Raw genomic sequence first — 24879 nt, forward strand, 5'->3', positions numbered from 1 at the left:
GAGTGTATCTACTGAATACACTTCTTCAAGAAGTGTAAATGCAAGGAGATCGACAATGACGACGTCTCGAATCGATGAGTCGACGCCCGTGGCCCCGTCCCCGCAATGGCGGGACCGCAAGCGCTACCTGTGGCTGTTCGGCCTGATCGCGCCCACCGCGCTCTTCCTCACCACCGGTCTGGTGGCGGCCTTCAACCAATTCGGCTGGGACGCGGTCGCGCCCGTCTGGTGGTGGATCGGCCCGCTGCTGGTCTACGTGCTGCTCCCTATCCTGGACCGGTTCTTCGGCCCGGACGGCCAGAATCCGCCCGATGAGGTGATGGAGTATCTGGAGAACGATCGCTACTACCGCTACTGCGTGTACGCCTACATCCCGTTCCAGCTGCTGAGCCTGGCGTACGCCTGCTACCTGTGGACCGCGAGCGATCTGTCCTGGCTGGGCATCGACGGCGGTCTGAGCCTGATCTCCAAGATCGGCCTGGCGCTGAGCATCGGTGTGGTGGGCGGCGTCGGCATCAATACCGCGCATGAACTCGGCCATAAGAAGGCCGAATTGGAGCGCTGGCTCTCCAAGATCACCCTGGCGCAGACGTTCTACGGGCACTTCTACATCGAGCACAATCGCGGCCATCACGTACGGGTGGCGACCCCGGAGGATCCCGCGAGTTCGCGCTTCGGCGAATCGTTCTGGACCTTCCTGCCCCGCAGCGTCTGGGGGAGCCTGCGCTCGTCCTGGGAGTTGGAGGCGGCGCGACTGCACCGTCTGGGCAAGCGCCCGTGGACGATTCACAATGACGTGCTCAATGCCTGGCTCATGTCGGTGGTGCTGTGGGGCGTGCTGGCCGCGGTCTTCGGCCCGATCGTGCTCCCGTTCCTGATCCTGCAGGCCGTCTACGGTTTCGCGCTGCTGGAGACGGTGAACTATCTCGAGCACTACGGTCTGCTGCGCCAGCGCACCGCGAGCGGCCGCTATGAGCGCTGCACCCCCGAGCACAGCTGGAATTCGGACCATATCGTCACCAATATCTTCCTGTACCACCTGCAGCGGCACAGCGATCATCACGCGAACCCGACCCGTCGGTATCAGACGCTGCGCAGTATGGACGGTGCGCCGAATCTGCCCAGCGGTTACGCGAGCATGATCACGCTGGCTTACTTCCCGCCACTGTGGCGGCGGGTGATGGATCGCCGGGTGCTGAACCACTACGACGGCGATATCACCCTGGTGAATATCCAGCCCGGCAAGCGCGATCGCGTGCTCGCCCGGTACGGGACCCGGTGATGGCCGCCTACCGTTGCCCCGTCTGCGATTACGTGTACGACGAGGCCAAAGGCGCACCCCGCGAGGGTTTTCCGGCGGGCACACCCTGGTCGTCGGTGCCCGATGACTGGTGCTGTCCGGACTGCGGCGTGCGGGAAAAGCTCGACTTCGAATCCGTCACCGCGACAACAGGAGCTGATCATGAGCACTGATTACAAACTCTTCCGCTGCCTGGTCTGCGGTTTCGAATACGACGAAGCCCTGGGCTGGCCCGAGGACGGCATCGGTCCCGGCACCCGCTGGGCCGATATCCCCGAGGACTGGTCCTGCCCCGATTGCGGTGCGGCCAAGGCGGATTTCGAGATGGTCGAGGTCAGCCGGTCGTGACCGAGCGCATGGTGATCATCGGCGGCGGCGTCGCGGGCGCCACCGCCGCCAAGACCCTGCGGAGCTCGGGCTTCGACGGTGAGATCGTGCTGCTCGGCGCCGAACGCGGGCTGCCGTACCGGCGGCCCCTGGTATCCAAGGAACTGCTGGCCGGAACGGCGCTGGAGCGGCGCACGCTGCTGGAGACCGCCGAGTTCTGGCCGGAACAGCGGATCGATATGCGCGTCGGCGTGACCGCCGCGAGCATCGATGCCGAGCGCAAGCTGGTGCACCTGACCGACGGTGACGAAATCGGTTATGACGCACTGCTGCTCGCCACCGGCGCGCGGGCCCGGCGCTTGCCGGGAGCCGAGACCGGAGTGCACACCCTGCGCGGGCACGCCGATATCGCGGCCCTGCGCCGCGCCATCGACACCGGGTCGCTGCTGATCATCGGGGCCGGGCTGATCGGCTGCGAGGTCGCCGCGACCGCCACGAAACTCGGTGCGCGCGTGACGATTCTGGATGCCGGTGCGGCCCCGCTGGATCGCATCGCACCACCGATCATCGGCGACTTCGTCCGGAAGTTGCACGCGGACAACGGCGTCGAGATCCACTCCGATGTCGTGCTGACCGGTGTGGAGCGCACGACCGCCGGGGTGCTGGCCTCCTCCGCCGAGGGCCGCCACTGGAGCGCGGGGGCCGCGCTGGTCGCCATCGGCTCGCTGCCCGATACCGCACTGGCCGAATCCGCCGGGGTGAAGATCGACGACGGCATCCTGGTCGACGAGGCGTATCGCACCTCGATTCCCGGCGTCTTCGCCGCCGGTGATGTCGCCGCTCGCTTCGCTCCGAAGCTCAACGCGTATGTGCGCGAAGAACATTGGAACAGCGCGCTGGAGCAGGGCGCGGCCGCGGCGAAGTCCATGCTCGGCCTGCCGGTCGGCCCGGCGGGAGTGTCCTGGGGCTGGTCCTCGCAATACGGGGTGAACATCCAGTTCGCGGGACGGATCGCGCCGGAGGACGAGCTGGAGATCCAGGGCACGCCGGGTACGCCGGATATCACCGTGCTCGCCTCCCGCGACGGCTGTCTCAGAGGCGCTGTCTCCATTGGCCGTCCGGCCGATATTCGCGCTGCCCGAGAGCGGATCGCGGCCGAGAGCTAACCGCGCGCAAAGTGTGAAATGCCCCTGATCGACAGTGTTGATCGGGGGCATTTCGCATTTGCCGATACCTTGCTGAAATCACCCTGACCAGGCGGCATGCGCTCGCGCGGGTATTTTTCACCCGTACCGCGCGGTTGGTCAAGCCCTCGGACGAAACCAGTGAAGACTGACACGTCAGTCCGAAATCTGTATTACTGTCCGTCTGGGTCGGTACAGACCCATTGGGGCAACGGGGTGGTAGGCATTGGTCGACAAGGTCATTCGGGGGCCTGAGCCGTTGATTCGGCAGGCGGTCGAGTTCGTTCTCTCGGGGCTGCGCACATTCGGGCGCACCATTCAACTCGCGGTGGCGGCCTTCCGCTACCTGGTCACCGATATCGTGGCCCTCAAACATCCGTGGCGCGACACCCTGCAGCAGGGCTGGTTCATCGTCAGCGTCACCGCCATTCCCGCTGTGCTGGTGGCGATTCCATTCGGCGTCATCGTCGCGGTGCAGGTCGGCAGCCTGACCCAGCAGGTCGGCGCGAGTTCGGTCTCCGGTGCGGCGGGCGGCCTCGGTGTCATTCGGCAGGGCGCGCCCATGGTGACCGCACTGCTGCTGGGCGGTGCGGCGGGTTCGGCCATCGCCGCCGATCTCGGTGCGCGCACCATCCGCGATGAGGTGGATGCGTTGCGCACCATGGGAATCGATCCGATCCGCCGACTGGTCGCACCGCGGCTGGCGGCCATGATCGCGCTCACCCCGCTGCTGTGCATGCTGATCATCTTCATGGGCGTGTTCACCGGCTATGTGATCGCGGTGGGCTTCCAGGGCGTCACCCCCGGCAGCTACCTGTCCGCCTTCGCGGCCTTCGCCAAGATGAGCGATCTGGTGGTGGCCATCGTGAAATCGGTGCTCTTCGGCATTATCGTGCTGGTGGTGTCCTGTCAGCGCGGGCTGGAGGCCACGCACGGTCCCAAGGGCGTGGCCAATGCGGTGAACGCGGCCGTGGTGATCGGCGTCATCGCCGCCTTCGGCGTGAATCTCGTTATCACCCAGCTGGTTTCGATGTTCATCCCGACGCAGGTGGGCTGATGACCCAGGTTCCCGCCAACTATCACGCCTTCGGCGCGGTCGGCCGGGCCGCCGAACGCGGCGCGCAGGCCCCGCTGGGGATCTTCGAATCCCTCGGGCACCAAGCGACTTTCGTCTACGAGGTACTCGCCGCCATCCCGCATACGCTGCGGGTGTACCGGCGGCAGACCATGCTCATCCTGTCCGATATCACCTGGGGCTCCGGGGCGATCATCGTCGGCGGCGGCACCGTGGCGGTGCTGGCCTTCCTCGGTATCGCGGTCGGCGGTTCCATCGGCGTGGAGGGTTTCACCGCGCTGAACATGGTCGGTATGGGCCCGCTCACCGGGTTCGTCTCGGCCTATGCCAATACCCGGGAGATGGCTCCCATGGTGGCCGCCATCGGTTTCGCCGCACAGGCGGGCTGCCGTATGACCGCCGAGATCGGGGCCATGCGCATCTCCGAGGAGATCGACGCGCTGGAGGCCATCGGGATCCGGCCCATGCCGTTCGTGGTGACCACCCGCGTCATCGCGGGCGTGATCACCATCGTGCCGCTGCATCTGCTCACGCTGATCCTGTCGTACCTGTCCTGCGCGACGGTGGTGAATGTGCTGCACGGGCAGTCCTCGGGCACCTACTACCACTATTTCGACGCGTTCCTGCAACCCGCCGATGTGGTCGCATCCCTGATCAAGGCCACGATTTTCGTCATCGCCATCATTCTCATCCACGGTTACCAGGGCTTCTACGCCTCGGGTGGACCGGAGGGCGTGGGCCGGGCCTCGGGCCGCGCGATTCGCGCCAGCCTGGTGCTGGTGGTCATCCTGGACATGATCCTCACCATCGTGATCTGGGGCCTGGACGTCGGCATCAGGATTTCGGGGTGATGTGATGAGCGTATTCAAGGATCACTCCGGACGCAGTGCCGGACCGTGGATGCTGCGCCTGCGCGGGGTGCTGCTGGCGATCGTGCTGGTCGTGGTGACGGTGCTCGTAACCTCCTATGCTCGTGGCTCTTTCGCGGATCGTTTCCAGATCACCATCGATGCGGCCACTCTCGGCGAGGGTCTCGCACCGGGCGCGGAGGTGAAGTTCCGCGGCTATGCCATTGGGACGGTGCGCGAGGTCGAGACGGTGGGCTACGGCCATCAGCGCATTCAGGTGCAGATCGACCGCGCCCAGGCCGCGGCGCTCACCGATGATGTGACCGCGCGCTTCACCTCTTCGAACGTCTTCGGTTCCAGCGCAATCGAATTGGTCGCCGGTAAGAACGGCGCGCCCCTGCGCGAGAACGCCGTACTGCAGATCGGCGAGAACGCCACCAATGCCACCGTCGCGGGCGTGTTCCGGCGTGCGGCCCGGCTCACCCAGGTGCTCGACTCCGATACCGTGCGCAGGCTTTTCGATCTGCTGCTGGACAATGCCGACAGTCTGGGACCGGTGCTGCAATCGTTCTTCGAGACCGCGCGCATGCTGGCCGACGGTCAGCAGGCCCCCATCGGGCACTACATCGATATCGGCGCGGATATGACCGGCGCGTTCGCCGCGCTGACGCCCTCGGCCGGGCACGCCATCCTGGCGGTGCTCGAGCAGTCCGCGTACTTCGGTGACCCGGACAATCGCGCGCGTACCGACAAGGCCACCGACGGGGTGGATCAGGCTGTGCTGATCGGCATTTCGAATCTGTTGCAGCGCAATAATCCCGAGCTGGAGAAGGTGCTCAGCGGGGTGCTGGATGTGGCGGTGCCGGTGAGCGTTTCGCTCGGCACGGTGGCACCGGCCTACAACCGGATTCCGAATCTGCTGCGCGCCATGAACGAAGCCTTCCCGGAGGTGGACGGACACGTGCGGCTGCAACTCGAGCTCATTGTGAAAACCATGCCCTACCTGGCTGATTCCCTGGGAGCTCCGGCGCCGGGAGGTCCGGAGAAATGAACGATATCGCCAAATCCTCCGTCAAACTGGTGATCTTCCTGCTCATCGTCTCGGCCTGTTCGGTCTTCATCGTGACCGCGCTGCGCACCCCGATCCCGGGGGACAAGGTCGGCTACGACGCCGTATTCACCGATGTGTCCGGGCTTTTCGCCGGTGACTCGGTGCGCATGTCCGGTGTCGCGGTCGGCAAGGTGGAGACGGTCGAACTGGACGGCGCACAGGCGCGGGTGCATTTCACCATCGACACCAACCGGCCCATCTTCGACAACACCAAGGCGGCGGTGCGCTATCAGAATCTGATCGGTCAGCGCTATGTGGAACTCCTGACCGAGGGCAATGGCGGCGCGAAACTGAAAGCGGGCGCGACCATCCCGGTGCAGCGCACCATCGCCAGCTTCGACGTCTCCAAACTGTTCAACGGGTTCAAACCGATGTTCGACACCTTGGATCCGGCGCAGCTCAATCAGTTCGGCGACAATCTGCTGCGGGTGATCCAGGGCGACGGTTCGGGTATCGGCCCGGTGCTCTCGGATCTGGATACGCTCACCAAACACGCCCGCAACAGCGAGGCGGTGATCGTGCTGCTCATTCGGAATCTGGGTCTGGTCTCCGATGAGATCGGCGGTAAATCCCAGGCGGTCGGCGATCTGGTGGCGCAGCTGGCCGGGATTCTGCGCCAGTTCACCAGTAAGACCCAGACCATCCTGTCCGCGATCGATTCGGCGAAAGGCGCGCTGGCCCCGCTGATTCCGCTGCTGGAGCAGACCCGTGACGCCTATGACATCGGTTACGGCCCGATCGACGGTCTGCTGCGGCGCTTGGTTCCGCAGACCGACCAGCTCACCCAGATCCTGTCGCTCACACCGCAATTGGTGACCGGTCTGAACGAGAACGTGCCCGGTAACGGGGTGAAACCGCGGATCACCTGCTCCAACGGTGAGGCGGCGCTGCCCGCCCTCGCGGGCGTGATCCTGTCCAATCAGAACCTGGTGGTGTGCAATTGAAGGCGCTGATCCAATACTTCGGGGCGCTGATCCGCGACACCCTGACCGGGCGCGGTGATCAGCAGAAGCAATTGCGCTGGGGTATAGCCGGTGTCGCGGTCTGCGCGGTGGCGCTGCTGATCGCGGGCACCCTGTACGTGGTGCCGTTCGGACAGCACACCTATATCGCGGACTTCAAGATCTCCGGTGGTGCCCGCGCGGGCGATGAGGTCCGGGTGGCGGGCATCAATGTGGGCAAGATCCGTTCGGTGGACCTGGTCGGCGATCATGTCGAGGTCAGTTTCACCGTGAAATCCGATGTGCGGGTGGGGGATCGGGCCTCGGTCGAGGTCAAGATGCTCACCCCGATCGGCGGGCACTATCTGGCGCTGGTGCCGACCGGGGACAAGACGCTGGGGGCCAAGCACATTCCGCCCGAGCGCACCGGAACCCCTTTCGAGCTCAGCGATATCCTGGACAAGGGCACGCCGATCTTCGGCAAGGTCGATGCGGGCACCATGCGCGATACCGTCGGTGAGCTGAACAAGGCGCTGGCCGGGCAGCCGGACGCGCTGCGCGGAATCATCAACAACGCCAATGAATTGACCGGCATCCTGGCCGATCGCACCCGGCAGCTCAACACCACCCTGCAGATCTCGGACGAATACATCGCCGCCATCGCCGATGACAAAGCGCTCGTGGCCGATTTCGTGCGCCAGCTCGGCGAGGTCGCCGATCAACTCGGAAATCGCAAGGCCGATATCGTCACCGTATTCAACCTGGTGAAGCGGCTGCTGGTGGTACTGGACCGGCCGATCATGGCGTACGGCGATTCCATCGAACCGTCGGTGACGCAGCTGGAGCAGTTGTTCTCGAAGGTATTCGCCGATCCGAATCGGCTGGACACCGTGGTGAACGGATTGCGCGATGTGATCGCCAAACTCAATGGCCTGCTCGGGGTTCAGGTCAAGGCGAACACACCGGCCGATGGAATTCAGGTGTGCATTCCCTACGAAGGCAAGGCGTGCTGATGCAGTGGACGCGAGGAAGAACAGCGCTCGCCACCGGTGCGGCGGTCGTGGTGGCCGTGGTGGTGGCCGCGGGCGTGACCTGGGCGGGGACGGTACGCGAAACCAAACAGAGCGTATGCGCAGAATTCACCGATACCGTCGGGCTCTATCAGGGCAATAGCGTGACCATGCTCGGGGTCGAGATCGGCACCGTATCGAAGATCGAATCGCTCGGTGACCGTATGCGGGTCACCATGAGCATCGGCGACAAGGTGAAACTGCCCGCCGATATCGAGGCGGTCACCATGTCGAGTTCCATTGTGACCGACCGGCATGTGGAGCTGACCAAGCCGTATACCGCCGGACCGAGGTTCGACACCTCGAAATGCATTGCGCTGGACCACACCAAAACCCCCATCGGCATCAGCGAAGCCCTCGATGCCATGGGCAAACTGGCCGGGGATCTGACCGGCGGCGGGAAGGCCGATGACACCCTGCTCAATGACACCCTGACCGCCGCCGACGCGGCGATCAGCGGTACCGGGCCGCAGTGGAATCAACTGCTGCAACGCCTTTCGGCCGTGGTCGGCGATCCATCGCAGCGCGATGTGGTGTTCCGGCGGCTGGTCGACAACCTGGACACCCTCACCACCATGTTCGTCAGCAACTGGCCGGATATGGCGCTGGTGCTGGACAATCTGCGCGCCGGACTGCAACTGATCGGCGACTTCTCCACCGAATTCGCCGGTGCGGTGGATATCGCGGTGGAATTCCTGCCGGTGCTGGCGCGCAATGTCGGCAAATACGATCAGCAGGTCTACGGCTTCCTGGATCTGTATCTGCCGCAGGCGCACGACTTCCTGCAGCAGCATCAGGGCGATATCGCCGCCCTGCTCGCCCAGCTGCCGCCGCTGGCGGCGCAACTACCGGGGGCGGGTGCGAAATGAGGCGTATCGCATCGCGGGTCGTTCCGGCCCTGACCGCGGTCACCCTGCTGCTCAGCGGCTGCGGGGTGCGGGCCACCGATATCCCCATCCCGGGGACCTATCCCAGCGGTGACACCTACACCGTGCGAATCGAATTCGGCTCGGTATTGAATCTGCCCGATCGCGCCAAGGTGATCGCCGACGGCGTCGAGATCGGCATGCTCGATCACATCGATCTGATCGGCAATACCGCGGTCGCCACGGTCAAGGTGCACGCGGACGCCAAACTGCCCAAGACCACCACGGCGGAATTGCGGCAGAGCACCATCCTCGGCGATATCCATATCGCGCTGGAAGCGCCGAAGAACGCACCGGCGGTATTCCTGCGCGACGGTGATGTCATCCCGGTCTCGCAGACCGTGCCCGCCACCAATGTGGAGGATATTCTGCGGGCGCTGTCCAATATCATCACCGGTGGACGCTGGGCGGATATCGAACAGCTGGTCACCGATGTGAACGCGGCCTTCCCGAGCGATCCGGCCGAATTGGATCGCATCAACCGGGCCGGGCGCGCGGCGCTGAGCGATATGGCTTCGCACAGCGCCGATCTGGATCGCATCCTGATCTCGGCGCAGCAGATCACCGGCAAGCTGGAGTCCGGGCGCGGTGCGGTGGACCGCATTCTCACCTACGGCCCGGAGCGGGCGGCGGGCCTGTCGGCCGTGCTGTTCAACGTGGTGAAGCTGATCATCAGCGGTGGCCAGCTGGCGGGCAATGTCAGCACGCTGCTGCTGCCGCACGTCGGCGATATCCGCTCCATCGTGCAGATTCTGGCACCGGCCGCGGTGACCATCGGGTACTCCGACATCACCCTGTCCCAGAACCTGGATGCCTTCCATAATCTGTTGCGGGACAAGCTGATTCCATTCCTGGAGTCACCGGATGTGCGGGTGGACCGGGTGTCGGCCGATGTGCAGGCCGATCAGCTGATCACGACCATGCGAGCGCTGGGGATGGTGCCGTGAAACTCTCACTCTCCGGGCCGGTGTCACTGGTCCTGCTCATGGTGCTGACGCTGATCTGCGGCAGCTATATGGCGGTCGGCGTGCTGAGACTGGATCCGCGCCGCGATAACAACAGCGTCACCGTCCTGCTGGACTCCTCCGGCGGGTTGATGAAGACCTCCGAGGTGACCCTGCGCGGTATGCCGATCGGCCGGGTGCACAGTATCGGCGCGACGACCCGCGGACTGGCCGTCACGCTGGAATATGATGCCAAATACCGGATTCCGGTGGACAGCGTGGTGCAGATCGCCAACCTGTCGGCGGCGGGGGAGCAGTTCATCGATTTCCGGCCCACCGGTATGGCCGGGCCGTATCTGCACGACGGCAGCGTCGTACCGCAGCGGCAGGTGAAGATCGCCAGCACCGTCGGTGACGCGCTCGCCAAGCTGGACGCCCTCACCGCGCAATTGGATCCGGTCAAACTCCAACATCTGGCCACCACCGTGGCGGCCGGTTTCGAGGGCCGCGACGCCGATATCGCGAACCTCACCAAGGCCCTGACCGGGACCGCGAATCTGCTGCGGGACAAGCGCGATGCCATCGCGCGGCTGTACTCGAACGTGCAGACCCTCGGCGATCGATTCGACGGCCGCGCGCCCTCGCTCACCGCCGCCGCCGGTGATATCGATTCGGCGCTGCCCGAACTGCTGCACATCATCGCCGCGTTCCAGAACTACTCCTATGTCGGCGAGCATATTTTCGACGATCCGCTGGGGCCGCTGGTCACCCGGATCGATCAGTACCTTTCCATGATCGGCCCGGATCTGGGGTTCATCGCCACCGCGCTGGAACCCTCGACCCGCGCGATCAAACCGCTGCGAGTGGACGCCGGATCGATTGTGGATCTGCTGGCCACGGTATTCCCCGGCGATGGCAAAGCCCATGTCGGCGTTGATTTTCCTCGATAGAGAGAGCAGGCGATCATGAGTGTGAACGAAAACAGCGAATCCCCCGTGGTGCTGGAGAAGACGACCGCGGTGGATGCGCCGGTGAGCGCGGCCGAACCTGACCGGCCGGTGCGGTTCGCCGCGATCGGCCGTCGCAAGGACACGATCGTGCTGTCCGCCGCCGCGCTGCTCGCCGTGCTGGCGCTGGCGCTCGGGGTGCTCTGGCACGGCGCCTCCGGCGACCTGAATGCCCTGCGGGCCAACAACTCCGACCGGGATCGGGCGGCCGAGATCGCGACCGACTACGCCACCCGCTCGCTGACCTACGACTACAAGAATCTGCCCGCCTTCTTCGACGGCGTGCAGCGCGATACCTCACAACCGTTGCGCGATAAGTTCACCCAGACGCACGACGCCCTCACCAAGATCATGACCGGGGCCCAGGTGACCGCCACCGGCAAGGTGATGGGCACCTCGGTGGAGGCCAAGGGCAACGATCAGTACGCGGTCACCGTCTACGCCCTGCAGCGCACCCAGAGCATCCAGCAGACCGATCCGGCCACCAAGCCGAATCTGCTGCTGGTCACGGTAGCCAAGAGCGGCGGCGACTGGCTGGTCGTGGACTTCGGCCCCAAGGACGGGCTCAGCACGGACGGCGTCGCCAAGGACGCGGTCAAGGACGGGGCCGCGAAATAGCCCCGCGCACAGGGCGGCCGCCGCAGCCCGGGCTTCCACTGCGGCGGCGCCGGCAGATCATCGAAGCCGCGTTCGAGGTGTTCACCGCTCAGGGGTACGAGGCCACCGCCATTTCGGCGGTGGCCGCGCGCGCCGGGATCGGGCAGGGCACGGTCTACCGGTATTTCGGCAGTAAGCGCGAAATCCTGGACCATGTCATCGATTTCGGGGTGGAGAAGGTGATCGACTCGGTGCGGATTCCGGATCTGGTCGGCACCGCCAAGAGCCTCGACGACCTCATGGAAGCGTTGCGGATGGCCGTGCACGGCATGTACGACCTGCTCGAACGGGAACCGCGGGTGCTGCGACTGCTGCTGGTCGAGGCCGGGGCCATCGATCCCGAACTGGCGCAACGGTTGTTCGGCCTGGAGGCGGTCACCGCATCGCTGGTCGCCGGTGAGCTGGCGCGCGGGGTGCGCGAGGGCTGGATTCGCGCCGATATCGATCCGCCGGTGATCGCGCACGCCATCCTGACGCTGGTGGTGCCGGTGCTGCTGCGCGAACTGCATGGCATCTCCGATCCGCGGGCCCGGGAGCGCACCGCCACCATGATGCTGCAATTGCTGGAGAAGACGCTGCGCGCGCGGCGGGCGGCTTCGTGAGCGATCCGGTCCGGACCGCCCGCCATGCCGTGCGCGCGGAGCAGCGGCGCACCGAATTGGTGAGCGCCGCATACGAATTGGTGATGACGCGGGGTTTCCGCGGTATCGGCGTCGACGATATCGCCACCGCCGCGGGCGTCAGCCACGGCACCTTCTACAACTACTTCGAGAACAAGCGGGATATCCTCGACGCGGTCATCGACCACTGCTTCGACCATATCCGTGAGCGTCTGCTCGGACCCGAGGCCGATACGCCGCCCACCTCGATGGCGGACTTCCGGGCCCGCTACGAACGCGTCATCGACCGCTGTTACGACCTGGTCGAGACCGAACCCGGACTGGTGAATTTCCTACTGCTGGAAGCGTCGTCGATCGATGATCGGGTGATCGAGCGCTGTATGCACAATGCCCGGCTCTACGGTGTGCAGGCGGTCGAGCAGGTGAGTCGCGGAATGGAACGCGGCTTCCTGGACTCCCGGCTGGACGCCGATATCGCGGGCGAGGTGCTGCTCTCGGTGCTGGTCTCCGCCCTCTTCTCGGCCCTGCGCGGCGGTGCGGACGGACTCACCCGCGAGCGCGTACGCGGTCAGCTCACCACCTTCCTGATCACCGCGATCGGCGCGGAGGATCAGTGCACGGAGAATCCGCCGTCCACGTGAATGGCCTGCCCGGTGATATACGCCGACGCCGCGCTCGCGAGAAATACCGCCGCACCCGCGAAATCGTCCGGAATCCCATTGCGGCCGACCATGGTTCGCGCGGCCAGCGCCCGCACCCGCTCCGGATCGTCCTGCAACCGCCGATTCAGCGGCGTCAGCACGAAACCCGGCACCAGCGTATTGCAGGTCACCCCGTGCGGTGACCAGGTCTCGGCCTGCGATCGGGCCAGTGATTCCAGCGCCCCCTTGGACACCCCGTACGCGCCGCTGTTCACGAACGCCCGATGCGCCTGCTGCGAGGTGATGTGAATGATGCGCCCGAAACCGCGCGCCGCCATACCCGGTCCGAACCGCTGCCCGAGCAGAAACGGCGCGTCCAGATTCACCGCCATGGTCTGATCCCACACGTCCTCACCGAGTTCGGCGAATGGCGGCCGCAGATTGATCCCCGCGCAATTGACCAGGATATCGGGCTCACCGTAGACCCCCACCGCCTCCTCGGCGGCCGCCCGCACCGCGGCCCGCGTCCCGAGATCCGCACTCACCCAGCTCATTTCGCATCCGTCCACCGCGAACTCGGCGACGGTCTCGGCCAGTTCCGCTTTCCGGCGCGCCACGATGACGACCTTCGCCCCGGCCTGCGCGAGCGCTCCGGCGATTCCGCGCCCGATGCCCGAACTGCCCCCGGTGACGAGCGCGACCCGCCCTTCCAGCGAAAACAACCCTGCGAGGAAATTTTCCGTAGTCACCGCTTGAGTCTCCATCAGGGGGAGACAGCAAGCTATATCGCATGGACGACGAAGCGCTCTTCACCATCGGGGCCCTGGCCGAACGGACCGGGCTCACGGTCAAGACCATCCGGTTCTACGCCGATCGCGGAATCGTGCCGCCCACCGAATACACGCCCGCCGGCTACCGGCTCTACGACGCCGCGGCGGTGGCCAAACTCGAACTCGTCCGGACGCTGCGCGATCTGGGGGTGGATCTGGCCACCATTCGCCGGGTGCTGGCCGATGAGATCACCGTGGCGCAGGTGGCGGCCGTCCATGCGCAGGCCCTGGATTTGCAGATCCGGGTGCTGCGACTGCGGCGCGCGGTGCTGCGCGCCGTTGCCAAACGAGAATCCGACCCCCAGGAGATGACCCTCATGCACAAGCTCGTTCAGCTCTCCGATGCCGAACGCCAACGCCTCATCCACGATTTCATCGATGACACCTTCGGCTCGGCCGACGGCAATCCCGAGATGGCGGAACTGGTGCGCACCGCCATGCCGGAGTTGCCCGAGGATCCGGAGCCGCATCAGGTCGAGGCGTGGATCGAGCTGGCCGATCTGGTGCAGGACCCCGATTTCCGTGCGGCCGTGCGATATATGGTCGAATACCAGGCCAAGGAGCGCGCCGGCGGTGAGACCACCGGTCTGCATCACGATCTCACCGAGGCGGTGCGCACCGAGGTCGGCGCGGCGCTCGCGGCGGGCCTGGATCCCGAATCCGACGCGGCGGCAACGGTTCTCGACGGTCTTACCGCCCGCTACGCCGAGACCTTCGGCAAGCCGGACGACACCGAGCTGCGCCGCTGGATGCTGGAGCGGCTTGGTATCGCCAATGACCCGCGCGTGGAACGCTATTGGCGACTGCTCGGCGCCATCAACGGCTGGCCGCCGCTGCCGGATATGTCGCCGATCTTCACCTGGTTCGCCGCCGTACTGCGGGCGCACCCGGCCGGATCAGGAGAACCAGTGCAGCGGTGAGACTTCGCGGACGTGGATCAGCACGTCGAAGGCGGCGGACAGCGATGCCACCGCGATGAAGGCCGCGGTGTCCTGGGCCGGGTTGTAGACGCCGCTGATGACCCGCAGCTTGGCCGGGCCGATGGGATCGGCTGCGCGCAGATCGGACCAGTGCACCGGGAGTTCGGACGATCCGAGCACGGAATCCGCGAAATCCGGTGCGGGGGAGGGGATATCGACTATGCCCACATCGCCGTGGTGGAAGCCGATGGCGATGGAGGCGTAGTCGTCGCCGTAATGCCCGCGCAGCACGCTGCCGACGGTCGGCGGGGTGTCCGCGGTGGGTTGCTCGCCCAGCGTGGTGGCGGCGCTGTGCGCGATGCCATCCCAGTACACGATGCGCTGTCCGGTGGTGATCTGGTGGTCGATGATCGTGGTCGCCCAGATCGCGTCATCGCCGACGAAGCTGCCGCGCCCGGCCACACTGTTGCGGTGGAAATCCACGATCGCCCGCATCGCGGCCCGCGCCTCATCGGAGACCTTCAGTGAATTGACAAGGGTGGCAGCGTCTTCGGCGCGTTCCCGGAAGGCGCGGCCGGGATGGATGCCCTGGGCGCGCTGCACATGCTCATCGGTATCGTGCGCGGTGCGAATCGGGTCCAGATGGGCGGCGAGTTCGGCCAGCAGTTCCGGTGCGGCCTGCCGCACGGCTGCCAGCACCAGGTCGTAATCCGCCGGTTTCGCCTGTGCCGGTTTGACGGCGATGATCCGCACCGGATCGGCGGGATGTTCGCGATTGAAATCCCGAATCCAGTCCAGCGCGGTCGCCATCTCCGCGTGCCGCCAAGGCCCCCAGGCATTTTCGAGCGCCGTGGTGGCCGACCCCGCACCGGTCACCACGTAGTCGTCGAGCACGGCGGCCACATCCGCGCTGTCCTGGAGCGCCACCGTCCGGAACCCGTACTGCTGCACCAGCAGATGGAACAGCGCATCGCGAATGGCGAAGGTCTCGGGTGCGAACCGGGTCGATTCGCCGATGCCGACCACCTGGGCGGTGGCCACCGAGCGCGCGATTTCCGCCAGCCCGGCCGCATCCAGCGGCCGGATCGGCAGATCGGACAGGGTGAAACCGGCGGAAGGTAGTGCCGGAGTGGAGGTCGCGTTCATACCGTCACTCTCGTACCTGAACCAAAGTTCAGGTCAAGGGGCTATGACCGGCGCTACGTCAGCTCCGAACCCTTGGCCACGACCACCGCGTAAACGTCGCCGATGGTGGCGAGCGCGGCATTGTGCAACTGCTCGGCCGAGACCTCGGCCACGGCGGTGGACAGCGGGCGAGTGGCGCAGGCGTCGGCGACGACGGTCGGCGCATTGCCGCGCAGGAACGCGCCCTCGGCGGTGAACTGCACGCACATGTGGGTCATGAAGCCGATGAGGATGACGTTCTTATTGCCCGCCGCGTCGATTCGCTCGCCGAGATCGGTGTCGATGAAGCTGTTCGGCGCGGTCTTCACGACCACCGCCTCGCCCTCGAGGGCCGCGACGCGGGGATGGATCTGCCCGATCTCGGCGGTGATGTCGTAGGGCGTGCCCTCGCCGCCGTCATTGATGACGTGGATGATCGTCGATCCGGCCGCGCGGGCCCGGGCGAGCAGATCGGCCGCGGCGTCGAGCGCGGCTTCCCAGCCGGTGAGTTCCATGACACCGCGCGTGTAGGTGTTCTGGTAGTCGATCAAGACGAGGGTCGAATCAACGAGCGAAGCCGGAGTCTGATCGAGACCGTCGAGCTCACGCAGCGTGGTGGAAGCCATGGAACAACCTTTCGGGAAGTGAATGTCTATCACGCTAGGCCCGAATTGGCGTGTCGGAAATGTCATGTAACCTGCAAATCCGGACATCACCCGAATCGCAGCGGAGCGGCCATGCGCACCAAGGAACGCCTGATCGTCGTGGTCCTGTTCGAGGGCGTGGACCTGCTCGATGTCACCGGTCCGCCGGAGGTGTTCGCGCTGCTGGAGCGCGAGGTGGATGCGCCGACCGGATATCGGGTGCTGCTCGCCGCCGAGACGATGGACCCGATCACCACCTCGGCGGGGGTGCGGGTATTGCCGGACAGCACTTTCGAGGACATCGCGGCGCGTGCCATCGATACGCTCATCGTGCCGGGCGCGGTCGAGGTCGACGCCGACCGCCGGGTGCGCGCGGTCTGCGATCCGATGGTGGTGGGCTGGGTGAAAGCCCTGTCCGCTCATGCCCGTCGGATCGCTTCGGTCTGCGTCGGCGCGCATATCCTCGCCGATGCCGGACTGCTGGACGGTAAGCGCGCCACCACGCACTGGTCCACCGCACAGCAGTTGGCCGCCGACCATCCGGCCGTCGAGGTCGACGCCGATCCGATCTACATTCGCTCCGGCGATGTCTGGACCGGTGCGGGTTTGACGGCCTGCCTGGATCTTTCGCTGGCGCTGGTCGCCGATGACTTCGGCGACGCGGCCGCGCTGCGGGTGGCGCGCCAGCTCGTCATGTATCTCAAAAGGCCAAGCGGCCAAAGCCAATTCAGCGTTTCGCTGGAGCCGTTGTCCACGACGCGGCGGATAGAGGAGTTGCGGCTCTACATTTCCCGGCATATCAGCGAACCGCTGACCGTCACCGATCTGGCCGCGCAGGCGCATGTGAGCGAACGGCAGTTGAGCCGGGTCTTCAAAACCGATCTCGGTATGACCCCGGCCGCGTACATCGAATCCGCACGCGTGGAGGCGGCCCGGAATCACTTGGAGACAAGTGATCACACCCTGGCGCGCATTGCCACGCTGAGCGGCTTCAACACCACCGATACGCTCACCCGCGCCTTTCGCCGCATCCTGGATACGACGCCCACCGAATATCGAAACCGCTTCCGGATCAACTGAGTCCGGTAACCGAGTAGCTATTTGACCAATGTGAATTGCATGACGTCCAGGTGCCCGGCGTGGAAGTAGTGCGCGCAGCCGGTCAGATATTTCAGGTAGCGCTCGTACACCTCCTCGGAGGTGAGACGGATCGCCTGCTCGCGATGGGTTTCCAGGGCCTGCGCCCACAGTTCGAGGGTGCGCGCGTAATGCGGTTGCAGCGAATGAACGCGCTGGGTGTGGAATCCCGCCGCCCCGGCGAGTCCGGTCACCACCGGTGGCTGCGGTAACTGCCCGCCGGGGAAGATCTCCCGCTTCATGAAGATGTGGAACAGCGCGTCCTCCCGGGTGACCGGAATCTGCCGCTCCCGCAATTCGGCCAGCGCGCGCCCGATAATGCTGTGCAGCAGCATGCGCCCGTCGGTCGGCAGCATGGCATGGCAGCGCGCGAAGAACTCCGGATAGCGTTCCTTGCGGAAATGCTCGAACGCGCCGATGCTGACAATGCGATCGGCGCCGCCGGTGTATTCCTCCCAACCCCGCAGCAGCACTTGCGCATCGGTGAGTCCGAGCCGGTCGATGCGGGCGCGCGCGTACTCGAATTGATTGCGGCTCAAGGTGAGTCCGATGACCCGCACGTCGTACTCCTGGGCGGCGCGGATCATGGTCGCGCCCCAGCCGCAGCCGATATCGAGCAGGGTCATCCCGGGTTGCAGCTTCAGCTTGCCGAGCGCCAGATCGATCTTGGCGAGCTGGGCCCGCTCCAAAGTCATTGCGGGATCGGCGAAGTAGGCGCAGCTGTAGGTCATGGAGGGGTCGAGGAAGAGTTCGTAGAACTCGTCGGACAGGTCGTAGTGCGACTGCACCTGCTGATAGAACGGCGCGAGATCGGCGGCCATGAGGCGCTCCTGTGGTCGATGGACACCAGGACATACGGGGGCGATGCGCGATGCGTTCTAGATCCATGACACACCGGCGACACTCCGTGCTTTTCACTCCGAGTTTCCGATTCGAGCCCTGTACGACCGGCCAGGCTGCTTTCCTGAAGAGGGTTCAGCATCGCTACAGCAAACACAATTCGGAGGTTGGGGAACAGCCATGCACCGCACAGGACACGAAGAGGTCCGGTCCGGCAGACCGTGGCTGTGGACGGCGCTCGCCGCGCTGGTCGTGGTCGGCACCGCCACCTGGGTGATGCGCCCCGAACCGGTGGCCTGCCGCAGCGCAGCGCCCATCACCACCGTCATTACGCTGCCCCCCACCGCCACCGCGAATTCGGTTACCACGCAGCAGCTTCCGCCGCCGCAGCCCGCGCCCGCCCCCGAGGCGGCAGAGGCGCGCTATTACGCGTTCGGTCCCGGCGTCGCCTGCTCACTGCCGGACCTGCCGCTGGACGGCTATTACGTCGGCGTCTCGACCAGCGAATACGACGGTTCCACCCCGTGCGGCTCCTATATCGATATCGACGGCCCGCTCGGCAGCGTCCGCGCCCAGATCGTGGATCGCTGTCCGGGCTGCGCCCCGCACCAATACGACCTCAGCAGAGCGGCTTTCGAAGCCATCGCGCACACCATCGACGGCGTCGCCCAGATTCGGATCAACCGCGTCCGCGATCCCAATCCGGCCCCCGAACTCTTCTACCGCGTGCAGCAGAGCTCCTCGGTCAGCTGGATCGGCCTGCTCTTCTCCGGCGGCGGAAATCCGTTGCGCGAGGTGGCATTACGGCCGGACTCCGGCGGTGACTTCCGTCCGCTGCGGCGCGGCTACGACAACTACTGGTCCATTTCCGGGCTGGGTGCGGGCCCGTTCACCGCCCGCGTCACCGATGTCTACGATCACGTCGTCGAGGTGCCGGGCGTGGTCATCGACCCGGGTCAGGTGCGCTACACCGGAATTCGGCTCTACGACCTCCCCGATCCGGCGGCCGCCGTCCCCACGACGCCCGCACCCGCGCCACCGCCGGTGGTGGTCACGACCGTCGTGGCCGCGCCGCAGCACTGCGCGAAATAGCGCGGCGCTCGAATCCCGGGCCTACGACGCCGCGGGACGTGGCTTACGGGTGCGCGCCGCCTCGATGCGCGCCGCCAATTCCACCAAATCCGCGGCGGGGCCGTTCGGGGGCGTGCGCCGGTGCCAGATGGCGCGAAACTTTCGGGTCAGCACCGTCGAATCGGTGAGGCGCACCTCGCACAGGGTTCCGGCGCGCAGTTCGTGCGCGACGATCAGGCGGCTGACCACCGCGGGCGCGTCACCGTTCCGCGCGGTGGTGAGAATCGCTGCGGCGGAACCGAGTTCGGCGGCGGGCGGGGCCGGTGTGCCATGCATTTCCAGTGTCTCCCACACTGTATCGCGGGTGCCGGAGCCCCGTTCCCGCCACAGCAGCGGGGTGTCGGCGAGTTCGCGCGAGGTCAGCGCTCGCCGCCGGGACGCCCAGGGATGCGTCGGCGCGACGATGACGACGAGTTCATCGGCGGCGAGCACCCGACTGCCCAATCCCGGTGGCGCATGCGGTCCTTCGACGAATCCGAGATCGGCCTCGCGCGCGCCGACGGCCGCCGCCACCTGCCGGGAATTGGCCACATCCAGCACCACCGCCAGCTCCGGGCGGATCTTGCGCAGCGCGGTCAGCCAGTGCGGAATGCGGTGGTCGGCAATGGTTGTGGAGGCGACCACGCGCAGTCCGGGGCGACCGGCGCTGTGCAAAGCCGCGATCCCGTCGTTGAGGGACAGCGCCGCCGCCAGCACCGGCCGGGCGAGCTCGACCACGGCGTGCCCGGCATCGGTGAGCATCGATCCGGTTCGCCCGCGATCCAGCAGCCGCAGATTCGCCCGCCGTTCCAGCGCGGTGATCCGCATGCTCGCGGCGGGCTGACTGATGCCGTGCCGCCGCGCGGCGGCACCGAGGCTCCCGAGCTCAGCCACCGACACGAGCAGGTCCAGGACCTCCAGATCGGGTGTCCCCGGCGGCAATGACATAAGCACAGCTTATGACGTGGTCGACTGCTGCCCGCTACCCGCGATCGCGGATGCGCAGCACGATCATGCATATCCGCAGTACGCGGCCCCGAAGTTCGACCGAGGAGCACACCATGACCTTCGTGATAGGCGCCGCCTGCGTAGACGTCCTGGACAAAGCCTGCATCGAGGAATGCCCCGTCGACTGCATCGCCATCGGTGATCGCATGGCCTATATCGATCCGGATCAGTGCATCGACTGCAGCGGTTGCGAACCGGTCTGCCCGGTCGAGGCGATCTACCACGAGGCCGATCTACCCTCCGGCCAAGAGCATTTCATCGCCGAGAACGCCCGCTACTTCGCCGAACGGCGGTAGCTCACGGCCGGTACAGGGTGATGGTGCGGTCGGTGCGGAAAGTCGCGCGGCAGCGATGGAATTTTGGAGGATATGCCCGATTTGGTGGATCTCCGAGATCGAGCGGCTGCCGCGCTGGGGCTCGATCTGCCGACCGAATCCGAAGCGCTGCAACGACTTCGGACGCGTTCCTCATAGGCGTCACGGGACTATCTACTCATCCTGACCTCGGAAGGTACGTCTGTGAGCCGCTGTTCGGCGAGTAGCCATTCGCGCCACGGGGCCGGTCACCGGCTCTACCATCGACAGCTGTGACGTCCCCAGTGAATCAGCCGAATTCCGTGGTCATCATTGTCGACGCGCAGAATGGCGTCGTCGCCGACGCCTATCGGCGCGACGATGTCGTCGGCGCGATCGGCCGCCTCGTCGACAAGGCGCGTGCCGCCAAGGTGCCCGTGCTCTGGATTCAGGATGTGGGGGAGAACCGCGCGCACGGGACCGAACCGTGGCAGGTTGTCCCGGAACTGGTTCCGGCCGACGATGAACTCCGCGTCGACAAGAGCTACGGCGACTCCTTCGAGGACACCGAACTCGAGATGCTCCTCACCCAACTCGAGGCCAGTCGCCTGTACATCGCCGGTGCGCAGACCGACGCCTGCATCAGGTCCACACTGCACGGCTCGTTCGTCCGCGGCTACGACACCGTCCTGGTGGCGGATGCCCACACCACCGAGGACCTGTCCGAATGGGGCGCGCCTTCCCCGGAGGCCGTGATTCGCCACACCAACCTCTACTGGCAGCACACCTCCGCCCCCGGTCGCATCGCGGCGGTAATCCCCACGGACGACATCGAATTCGCCGAGTAGCCCGTCCGCTGGGCGGCCGCCGATCCTCCGGTGGGGCGGGATTATGGCATCATCGAGTGAAACGTGTTCTATTTTCGGTAGTTGACGCGGCTCGCAGGGAGGCCCTCGATGACGAACTCCGGTGTGGATTACCAGGCGCAGGACGTGGCGGGTGACAAGCGTGGGCGGCGGCGATTGTCACCGCGGATCGCCAGGTTGACCGAGGTTCCGCAGGGTTCGATGGTGGAACTGCCGGAGCGCGGGAGCACCTACGTGGTGGATCTGCCGGGGCCGTCGGCGGATTCGCCGACCGTGGTGCTGCTGCACGGGATGGCCACCACCGCCATGCTGAACTGGTTCCCGTCGCTGCGTGAGCTCAATGAGCGGTATCGGGTGGTGCTGTTCGATCAGCGCTGGCACGGGCATGGAATCCATTCGGAGCGTTTCATTCTCGACGATCTGGCCGATGACGCCATTGCCGTGTGCGAGGTGCTCGGGGTGGAGCGCCCGATACTTGCCGGATATTCCATGGGCGGCGTGGTGGCGCAGCTGGCCGCGCATCGACAGCCGGACAAGGTGGGCGGAATAGTGCTGGCCGCCACCACCTATCGGTTCCAGGAGACCCGCCGGGAGCGGGCGTTCCATAAGAGCTGGGGCGTGCTGGCCGCGTCCTTCGCCGAATTGTCCCTGCGGCGTGCGGAATTGCATAAGCAGAAGCTGCCGTTGCTGCCGGAGTCGTCCTGGCCGGTGGGCCGGATGGATCGCTGGGCCATGTCGGAGATGCGCAGTACGAGTGGCTGGGCACTGGCGCAGGCGCTGGCGGTGCTGGGGCAGTTCGATTCGAGCGAATGGCTGCCGACCCTGAAAGTGCCTGCGGCGGTGGTCATTACGACCAGGGATCGGGCGCTGCCGGTATTCCGGCAGTTGGAGATGGCGAAAGCCATTCCGGGAGCGGAGATCTTCCTCGCCAAGGCCGGTCATGCGGCCTGTGCACTCGAGGCGGACGTCTTTGTCCCGGTATTCCTCGAGGCCGTGCAATCGGTGGCCGGTCGGCTGTAGGCCGAAACGGGCCGGGCTGTAAGCCGTTACGGCTCAGCTGGTTTCACGGGCCGCCTTGAGCAGCTCGGTGATCACCTCGGGGACGGCGTCGGCGATCTTCTCGATATCGGGGACCAGCTCCTTGGCGGCGATGAAACCGAAGTCCAGGTTGCCGTTATTGGAGATGACGGTGGCGGTCAATCCCGCACCGTGGAAGACCGGCCCGAACGGATACATCGAGGCCACCCGCACGCCCAGGAAGTACATGGGGAAGTTGGGTCCGGGCACATTCGAGACCACGAGATTGTGCACCACCGGATGATGCTCGGCCAGCTTCAGTGACGAATAGGCGCGCGCGGCGAGCTGAAAGGTGTTGGGCGGGGCGTACTTCGCCCAATCCTGGAGGAAGTCGGCGCCGATGAGATTGTGTTCCTCCTTGGCCCCCTGGTTATCCGCGGCAATGGCCCGCACCCGCTCCACCGGATCGGCGATATCGGTGTAGAGCCGGGAGAAGATGGTCGACACCTTATTGGTGCCCTCGTCATGCCGCGAGGACTCGTGCGTGGACACCGGAACCGATGCGATCAACGAGGTTTCGGGCAACTCGTCGTGCAGTTCCAGATAACTGCGCAGCGCTCCGCCGACCACGGCCAGCACCACATCGTTGACCTTGACCCCGAACGCGGTCTTTATCTCCTTGATATCGCTCAGTTCCGAGGCCACGAAGGCGGTGGAGCGATGCGGGGTGATTGCGCGATTGAACGGGGTGCGCGGTGCGGTGAACGGCAGTGGCATACCCCGGGTTCCGTCCCCATTGCGCCGCCGCTGCACCAGCCCGCTCAGGATTCCGACGGTCTGCGGCACCATACCGAATATGCCGAGTTTGCCCGGGAACTTGGCCAGCGCTTCGATCCCGAGGGCGAGATCATTGGGTTCGCTTTCGGCGGCGGGTGTTTCGGCGGGCGGGTTGTAGGTGACGCCCGGCTGCACATCGCACAGGTGCATCATCATATTGGTGCCGGTGATGCCGTCCACGATGGCGTGGTGGTACTTGGAGATGATCGCCACCTTGCCTTCGGGCAGGCCCTCCACCACCCACATCTCCCACAGCGGCCGGGACCGGTCCAGGGGCCGACCTGCGATATCGCCGGTGACTTCGGCCAATTCGCGTTTTCCGCCCGGTGCGGGCAGCCCCATGCGCCGCACGTGATAGTCGAGATCGAAGCGGGAGTCGCGCACCCACACCGGATGATCGAGGTTGAACGGCACCGCGTGCAGCCGTCGCGTCATGGCGGGGATGAGGTGCAGCCGCCTGCCGAGTTCGGCTTTGAAGTCGTCGAAGGAGAATTCGACGCCGTCGGCGCCGGGATCAACTATCAGCAGTGCGCAGACGTGCAGGAGTTGGGTGTCGGTTTCGAGATAGAGGAAGCTCGCATCGAGCCCGGTAAGTCGTTCCATACCAACACCCTATGAGAACTGGTTCTATTTTGCGCACCGATCGCGGTAGCCTGCCGTACCCGTTCGAGGCCGGTTCGTTGCCTCAAAGTAGCTTGTAGATAACAAGTTTCGCAGTGATACGGTTGCGCACCGATTGGGTATCTCTCCAGTGGAATGCGTTGCCGCTGTTAACGCCCCTCCCTACCTTGGGTCACATAGCCCGGTGAATTGTCACTTGTCACTGACAAGAGTCACCGGGCTGCTCACAATGGCGTGAGAGGGTGAGAGCAATGGCCGACCGGAAGGTTCTGCTGTCTGAGAAATGGCGTATCGCTTGGGTTTTCGCCGCCGCGCTGGTGGTGGCGAGCGTGTTCTTCCCACTACCGCGAGCCCATGCCGACGGATGTTCGGATGTGGACGTGGTGGTGGCGCGGGGCACGGGTGAACCCGGTTGGCTCGGCGATGTGGTGGGCAATCAGCTGTACGGCCTGCTACAGGATCGATTGCCGGTGTCGACCACGGCCTACCCGGTCGCCTATCCGGCGGACTACAGCTTCAATGTCGGCGCGGGCACCGCGGATCTGGTGGGGCATATGGCATCCCAGGCGGCGTCCTGCCCGGGCCAGCGCTTCGTCCTGGTCGGCTACTCCCAGGGCGCGGCGGTCGTGCACGCGGCGCTCGGCACCGGTGCGATGACCGGGTATCCGGGCCGGGTGCAGCTGCCCGCCTATCTCGGCGACCGGATCGCGGCGGTACTGCTGTTCGGTGATCCCATGCGTGCCATCGGCTGGACCGTGCCCGGTGAGTACGCCGGACGGACCGGAGACTGGTGCACCGGAGGCGATCCCGTCTGCGGCGCCGGATGGAACGCCCCCGCCCATGTGTCTTACAGCAATAGCTTCGTAGCCGCGGCGAACTTTGCCGCAGTGCGCATCTGAGGCCCGGGGGATAAAAGGTCCGGCCCGGTGGGATCATCCCAC

At 65.7% G+C, this 24879-nt stretch carries 27 protein-coding genes and 1 pseudogene; 22 read left to right on the forward strand and 6 right to left on the reverse strand.

Going from position 1 to position 24879, the window contains the following annotated elements; translation table 11 throughout:
• Nucleotides 1-55: 55 nt before the first annotated feature.
• The 15 genes from AB0L82_RS10135 to AB0L82_RS10205 all read left to right on the forward strand — a co-directional run bounded on the left by AB0L82_RS10135 (nucleotide 56) and on the right by AB0L82_RS10205 (nucleotide 12651).
• Nucleotides 56-1282 (forward strand): alkane 1-monooxygenase, encoded by a 1227-nt coding sequence (locus AB0L82_RS10135; protein ID WP_364633506.1) that lies wholly within the window; start codon nucleotides 56-58, stop codon nucleotides 1280-1282.
• Nucleotides 1282-1473, forward strand: a complete 192-nt coding sequence (locus AB0L82_RS10140; protein ID WP_364633508.1) for a rubredoxin — start codon at nucleotides 1282-1284, stop codon at nucleotides 1471-1473. Before AB0L82_RS10135 ends, AB0L82_RS10140 begins: the two co-directional genes overlap by 1 nt.
• Nucleotides 1463-1648 (forward strand): rubredoxin, encoded by a 186-nt coding sequence (locus AB0L82_RS10145; RefSeq protein WP_364633510.1) that lies wholly within the window; start codon nucleotides 1463-1465, stop codon nucleotides 1646-1648. Before AB0L82_RS10140 ends, AB0L82_RS10145 begins: the two co-directional genes overlap by 11 nt.
• A complete protein-coding gene (locus AB0L82_RS10150) occupies nucleotides 1645-2793 on the forward strand; it encodes an FAD-dependent oxidoreductase (RefSeq protein WP_364633512.1) in 1149 nt (382 codons plus the stop codon). The genes AB0L82_RS10145 and AB0L82_RS10150 overlap by 4 nt, the downstream gene beginning before the upstream one ends.
• 244 nt (nucleotides 2794-3037) lie before the next feature.
• Nucleotides 3038-3868 (forward strand): ABC transporter permease, encoded by an 831-nt coding sequence (locus AB0L82_RS10155; RefSeq protein WP_364633513.1) that lies wholly within the window; start codon nucleotides 3038-3040, stop codon nucleotides 3866-3868.
• On the forward strand, nucleotides 3868-4737 hold the full coding sequence (locus tag AB0L82_RS10160) for an ABC transporter permease (protein WP_364633515.1): 870 nt from the start codon (nucleotides 3868-3870) through the stop codon (nucleotides 4735-4737). Before AB0L82_RS10155 ends, AB0L82_RS10160 begins: the two co-directional genes overlap by 1 nt.
• A 4-nt stretch (nucleotides 4738-4741) precedes the next feature.
• A complete protein-coding gene (locus tag AB0L82_RS10165) occupies nucleotides 4742-5785 on the forward strand; it encodes an MlaD family protein (protein WP_364633517.1) in 1044 nt (347 codons plus the stop codon).
• Entirely contained in the window at nucleotides 5782-6789 is a 1008-nt protein-coding gene (locus AB0L82_RS10170; protein ID WP_364633519.1) for an MCE family protein, read from the forward strand. The genes AB0L82_RS10165 and AB0L82_RS10170 overlap by 4 nt, the downstream gene beginning before the upstream one ends.
• Nucleotides 6780-7799, forward strand: a complete 1020-nt coding sequence (locus AB0L82_RS10175; RefSeq protein WP_364633521.1) for an MlaD family protein — start codon at nucleotides 6780-6782, stop codon at nucleotides 7797-7799. The genes AB0L82_RS10170 and AB0L82_RS10175 overlap by 10 nt, the downstream gene beginning before the upstream one ends.
• Complete coding sequence (locus AB0L82_RS10180) at nucleotides 7799-8725, forward strand: MCE family protein (protein ID WP_364633523.1); 927 nt, start codon at nucleotides 7799-7801, stop codon at nucleotides 8723-8725. Before AB0L82_RS10175 ends, AB0L82_RS10180 begins: the two co-directional genes overlap by 1 nt.
• A complete protein-coding gene (locus AB0L82_RS10185) occupies nucleotides 8722-9729 on the forward strand; it encodes an MlaD family protein (protein ID WP_364633525.1) in 1008 nt (335 codons plus the stop codon). Before AB0L82_RS10180 ends, AB0L82_RS10185 begins: the two co-directional genes overlap by 4 nt.
• Nucleotides 9726-10676: an MlaD family protein gene (locus AB0L82_RS10190; protein WP_364633527.1), complete on the forward strand. Its 951-nt coding sequence runs from the start codon at nucleotides 9726-9728 to the stop codon at nucleotides 10674-10676. The genes AB0L82_RS10185 and AB0L82_RS10190 overlap by 4 nt, the downstream gene beginning before the upstream one ends.
• A gap of 15 nt (nucleotides 10677-10691) precedes the next feature.
• Nucleotides 10692-11351 (forward strand): hypothetical protein, encoded by a 660-nt coding sequence (locus AB0L82_RS10195; RefSeq protein WP_364633529.1) that lies wholly within the window; start codon nucleotides 10692-10694, stop codon nucleotides 11349-11351.
• Between the two features lie 59 nt (nucleotides 11352-11410).
• Entirely contained in the window at nucleotides 11411-11992 is a 582-nt protein-coding gene (locus tag AB0L82_RS10200; RefSeq protein WP_364635947.1) for a TetR/AcrR family transcriptional regulator, read from the forward strand.
• Nucleotides 11989-12651, forward strand: coding sequence for a TetR/AcrR family transcriptional regulator (locus tag AB0L82_RS10205; RefSeq protein ID WP_364633531.1), 663 nt, complete (start codon nucleotides 11989-11991; stop codon nucleotides 12649-12651). Before AB0L82_RS10200 ends, AB0L82_RS10205 begins: the two co-directional genes overlap by 4 nt.
• Here AB0L82_RS10205 and AB0L82_RS10210 read toward each other — a convergent pair.
• Entirely contained in the window at nucleotides 12621-13400 is a 780-nt protein-coding gene (locus AB0L82_RS10210; protein ID WP_364633533.1) for an SDR family oxidoreductase, read from the reverse strand. The genes AB0L82_RS10205 and AB0L82_RS10210 overlap by 31 nt on opposite strands.
• Nucleotides 13401-13441: 41 nt before the next feature.
• Between AB0L82_RS10210 and AB0L82_RS10215 the strand changes: the two genes are divergently transcribed.
• Nucleotides 13442-14401 carry a MerR family transcriptional regulator gene (locus tag AB0L82_RS10215; protein ID WP_364633535.1) on the forward strand — a complete coding sequence of 320 codons (960 nt, stop codon included), beginning with the start codon at nucleotides 13442-13444 and terminating at the stop codon, nucleotides 14399-14401.
• Here the strand turns inward: AB0L82_RS10215 and AB0L82_RS10220 are convergent.
• A complete protein-coding gene (locus tag AB0L82_RS10220) occupies nucleotides 14378-15547 on the reverse strand; it encodes an erythromycin esterase family protein (RefSeq protein WP_364633537.1) in 1170 nt (389 codons plus the stop codon). The genes AB0L82_RS10215 and AB0L82_RS10220 overlap by 24 nt on opposite strands.
• A 53-nt stretch (nucleotides 15548-15600) precedes the next feature.
• Nucleotides 15601-16191, reverse strand: coding sequence for an isochorismatase family protein (locus AB0L82_RS10225; RefSeq protein WP_364633539.1), 591 nt, complete (start codon nucleotides 16189-16191; stop codon nucleotides 15601-15603).
• Nucleotides 16192-16302: 111 nt separating this feature from the next.
• On the opposite strand from AB0L82_RS10225, the gene AB0L82_RS10230 reads away from it, so the two are divergent.
• Nucleotides 16303-17289, forward strand: coding sequence for a DJ-1/PfpI family protein (locus AB0L82_RS10230; protein WP_364633541.1), 987 nt, complete (start codon nucleotides 16303-16305; stop codon nucleotides 17287-17289).
• Nucleotides 17290-17306: 17 nt separating this feature from the next.
• Here AB0L82_RS10230 and AB0L82_RS10235 read toward each other — a convergent pair whose 3' ends face one another.
• Entirely contained in the window at nucleotides 17307-18167 is an 861-nt protein-coding gene (locus AB0L82_RS10235; RefSeq protein WP_364633542.1) for a cyclopropane mycolic acid synthase family methyltransferase, read from the reverse strand.
• Nucleotides 18168-18366: 199 nt separating this feature from the next.
• On the opposite strand from AB0L82_RS10235, the gene AB0L82_RS10240 reads away from it, so the two are divergent.
• Complete coding sequence (locus AB0L82_RS10240; RefSeq protein ID WP_364633544.1) at nucleotides 18367-19278, forward strand: expansin EXLX1 family cellulose-binding protein; 912 nt, start codon at nucleotides 18367-18369, stop codon at nucleotides 19276-19278.
• Nucleotides 19279-19299: 21 nt separating this feature from the next.
• Here AB0L82_RS10240 and AB0L82_RS10245 read toward each other — a convergent pair whose 3' ends face one another.
• The gene (locus AB0L82_RS10245) at nucleotides 19300-20244 is read right to left on the reverse strand and encodes a LysR family transcriptional regulator (protein WP_364633546.1); all 945 of its coding nucleotides are present in this window, start codon (nucleotides 20242-20244) and stop codon (nucleotides 19300-19302) included.
• Nucleotides 20245-20357: 113 nt separating this feature from the next.
• On the opposite strand from AB0L82_RS10245, the pseudogene AB0L82_RS10250 reads away from it, so the two are divergent.
• The 3 genes and pseudogenes from AB0L82_RS10250 to AB0L82_RS10260 all read left to right on the forward strand — a co-directional run.
• A pseudogene (locus tag AB0L82_RS10250) lies at nucleotides 20358-20591 on the forward strand (ferredoxin family protein); the annotation flags it as partial.
• Nucleotides 20592-20890: 299 nt separating this feature from the next.
• The gene (locus tag AB0L82_RS10255; RefSeq protein WP_364633548.1) at nucleotides 20891-21445 is read left to right on the forward strand and encodes an isochorismatase family protein; all 555 of its coding nucleotides are present in this window, start codon (nucleotides 20891-20893) and stop codon (nucleotides 21443-21445) included.
• A 108-nt stretch (nucleotides 21446-21553) separates the two neighbouring features.
• Entirely contained in the window at nucleotides 21554-22483 is a 930-nt protein-coding gene (locus AB0L82_RS10260; protein WP_364633549.1) for an alpha/beta hydrolase, read from the forward strand.
• A gap of 33 nt (nucleotides 22484-22516) precedes the next feature.
• Here the strand turns inward: AB0L82_RS10260 and AB0L82_RS10265 are convergent, their stop codons facing one another.
• A complete protein-coding gene (locus AB0L82_RS10265; RefSeq protein WP_364633551.1) occupies nucleotides 22517-23920 on the reverse strand; it encodes a wax ester/triacylglycerol synthase family O-acyltransferase in 1404 nt (467 codons plus the stop codon).
• 269 nt (nucleotides 23921-24189) lie between these two features.
• Here AB0L82_RS10265 and AB0L82_RS10270 point away from each other — a divergent pair, with 269 nt between their 5' ends.
• Complete coding sequence (locus tag AB0L82_RS10270) at nucleotides 24190-24837, forward strand: cutinase family protein (protein WP_364633553.1); 648 nt, start codon at nucleotides 24190-24192, stop codon at nucleotides 24835-24837.
• The last annotated feature ends 42 nt before the right edge of the window (nucleotides 24838-24879 follow it).

The organism is Nocardia sp. NPDC052001 (assembly GCF_040680615.1).
Taxonomy (GTDB): domain Bacteria; phylum Actinomycetota; class Actinomycetes; order Mycobacteriales; family Mycobacteriaceae; genus Nocardia.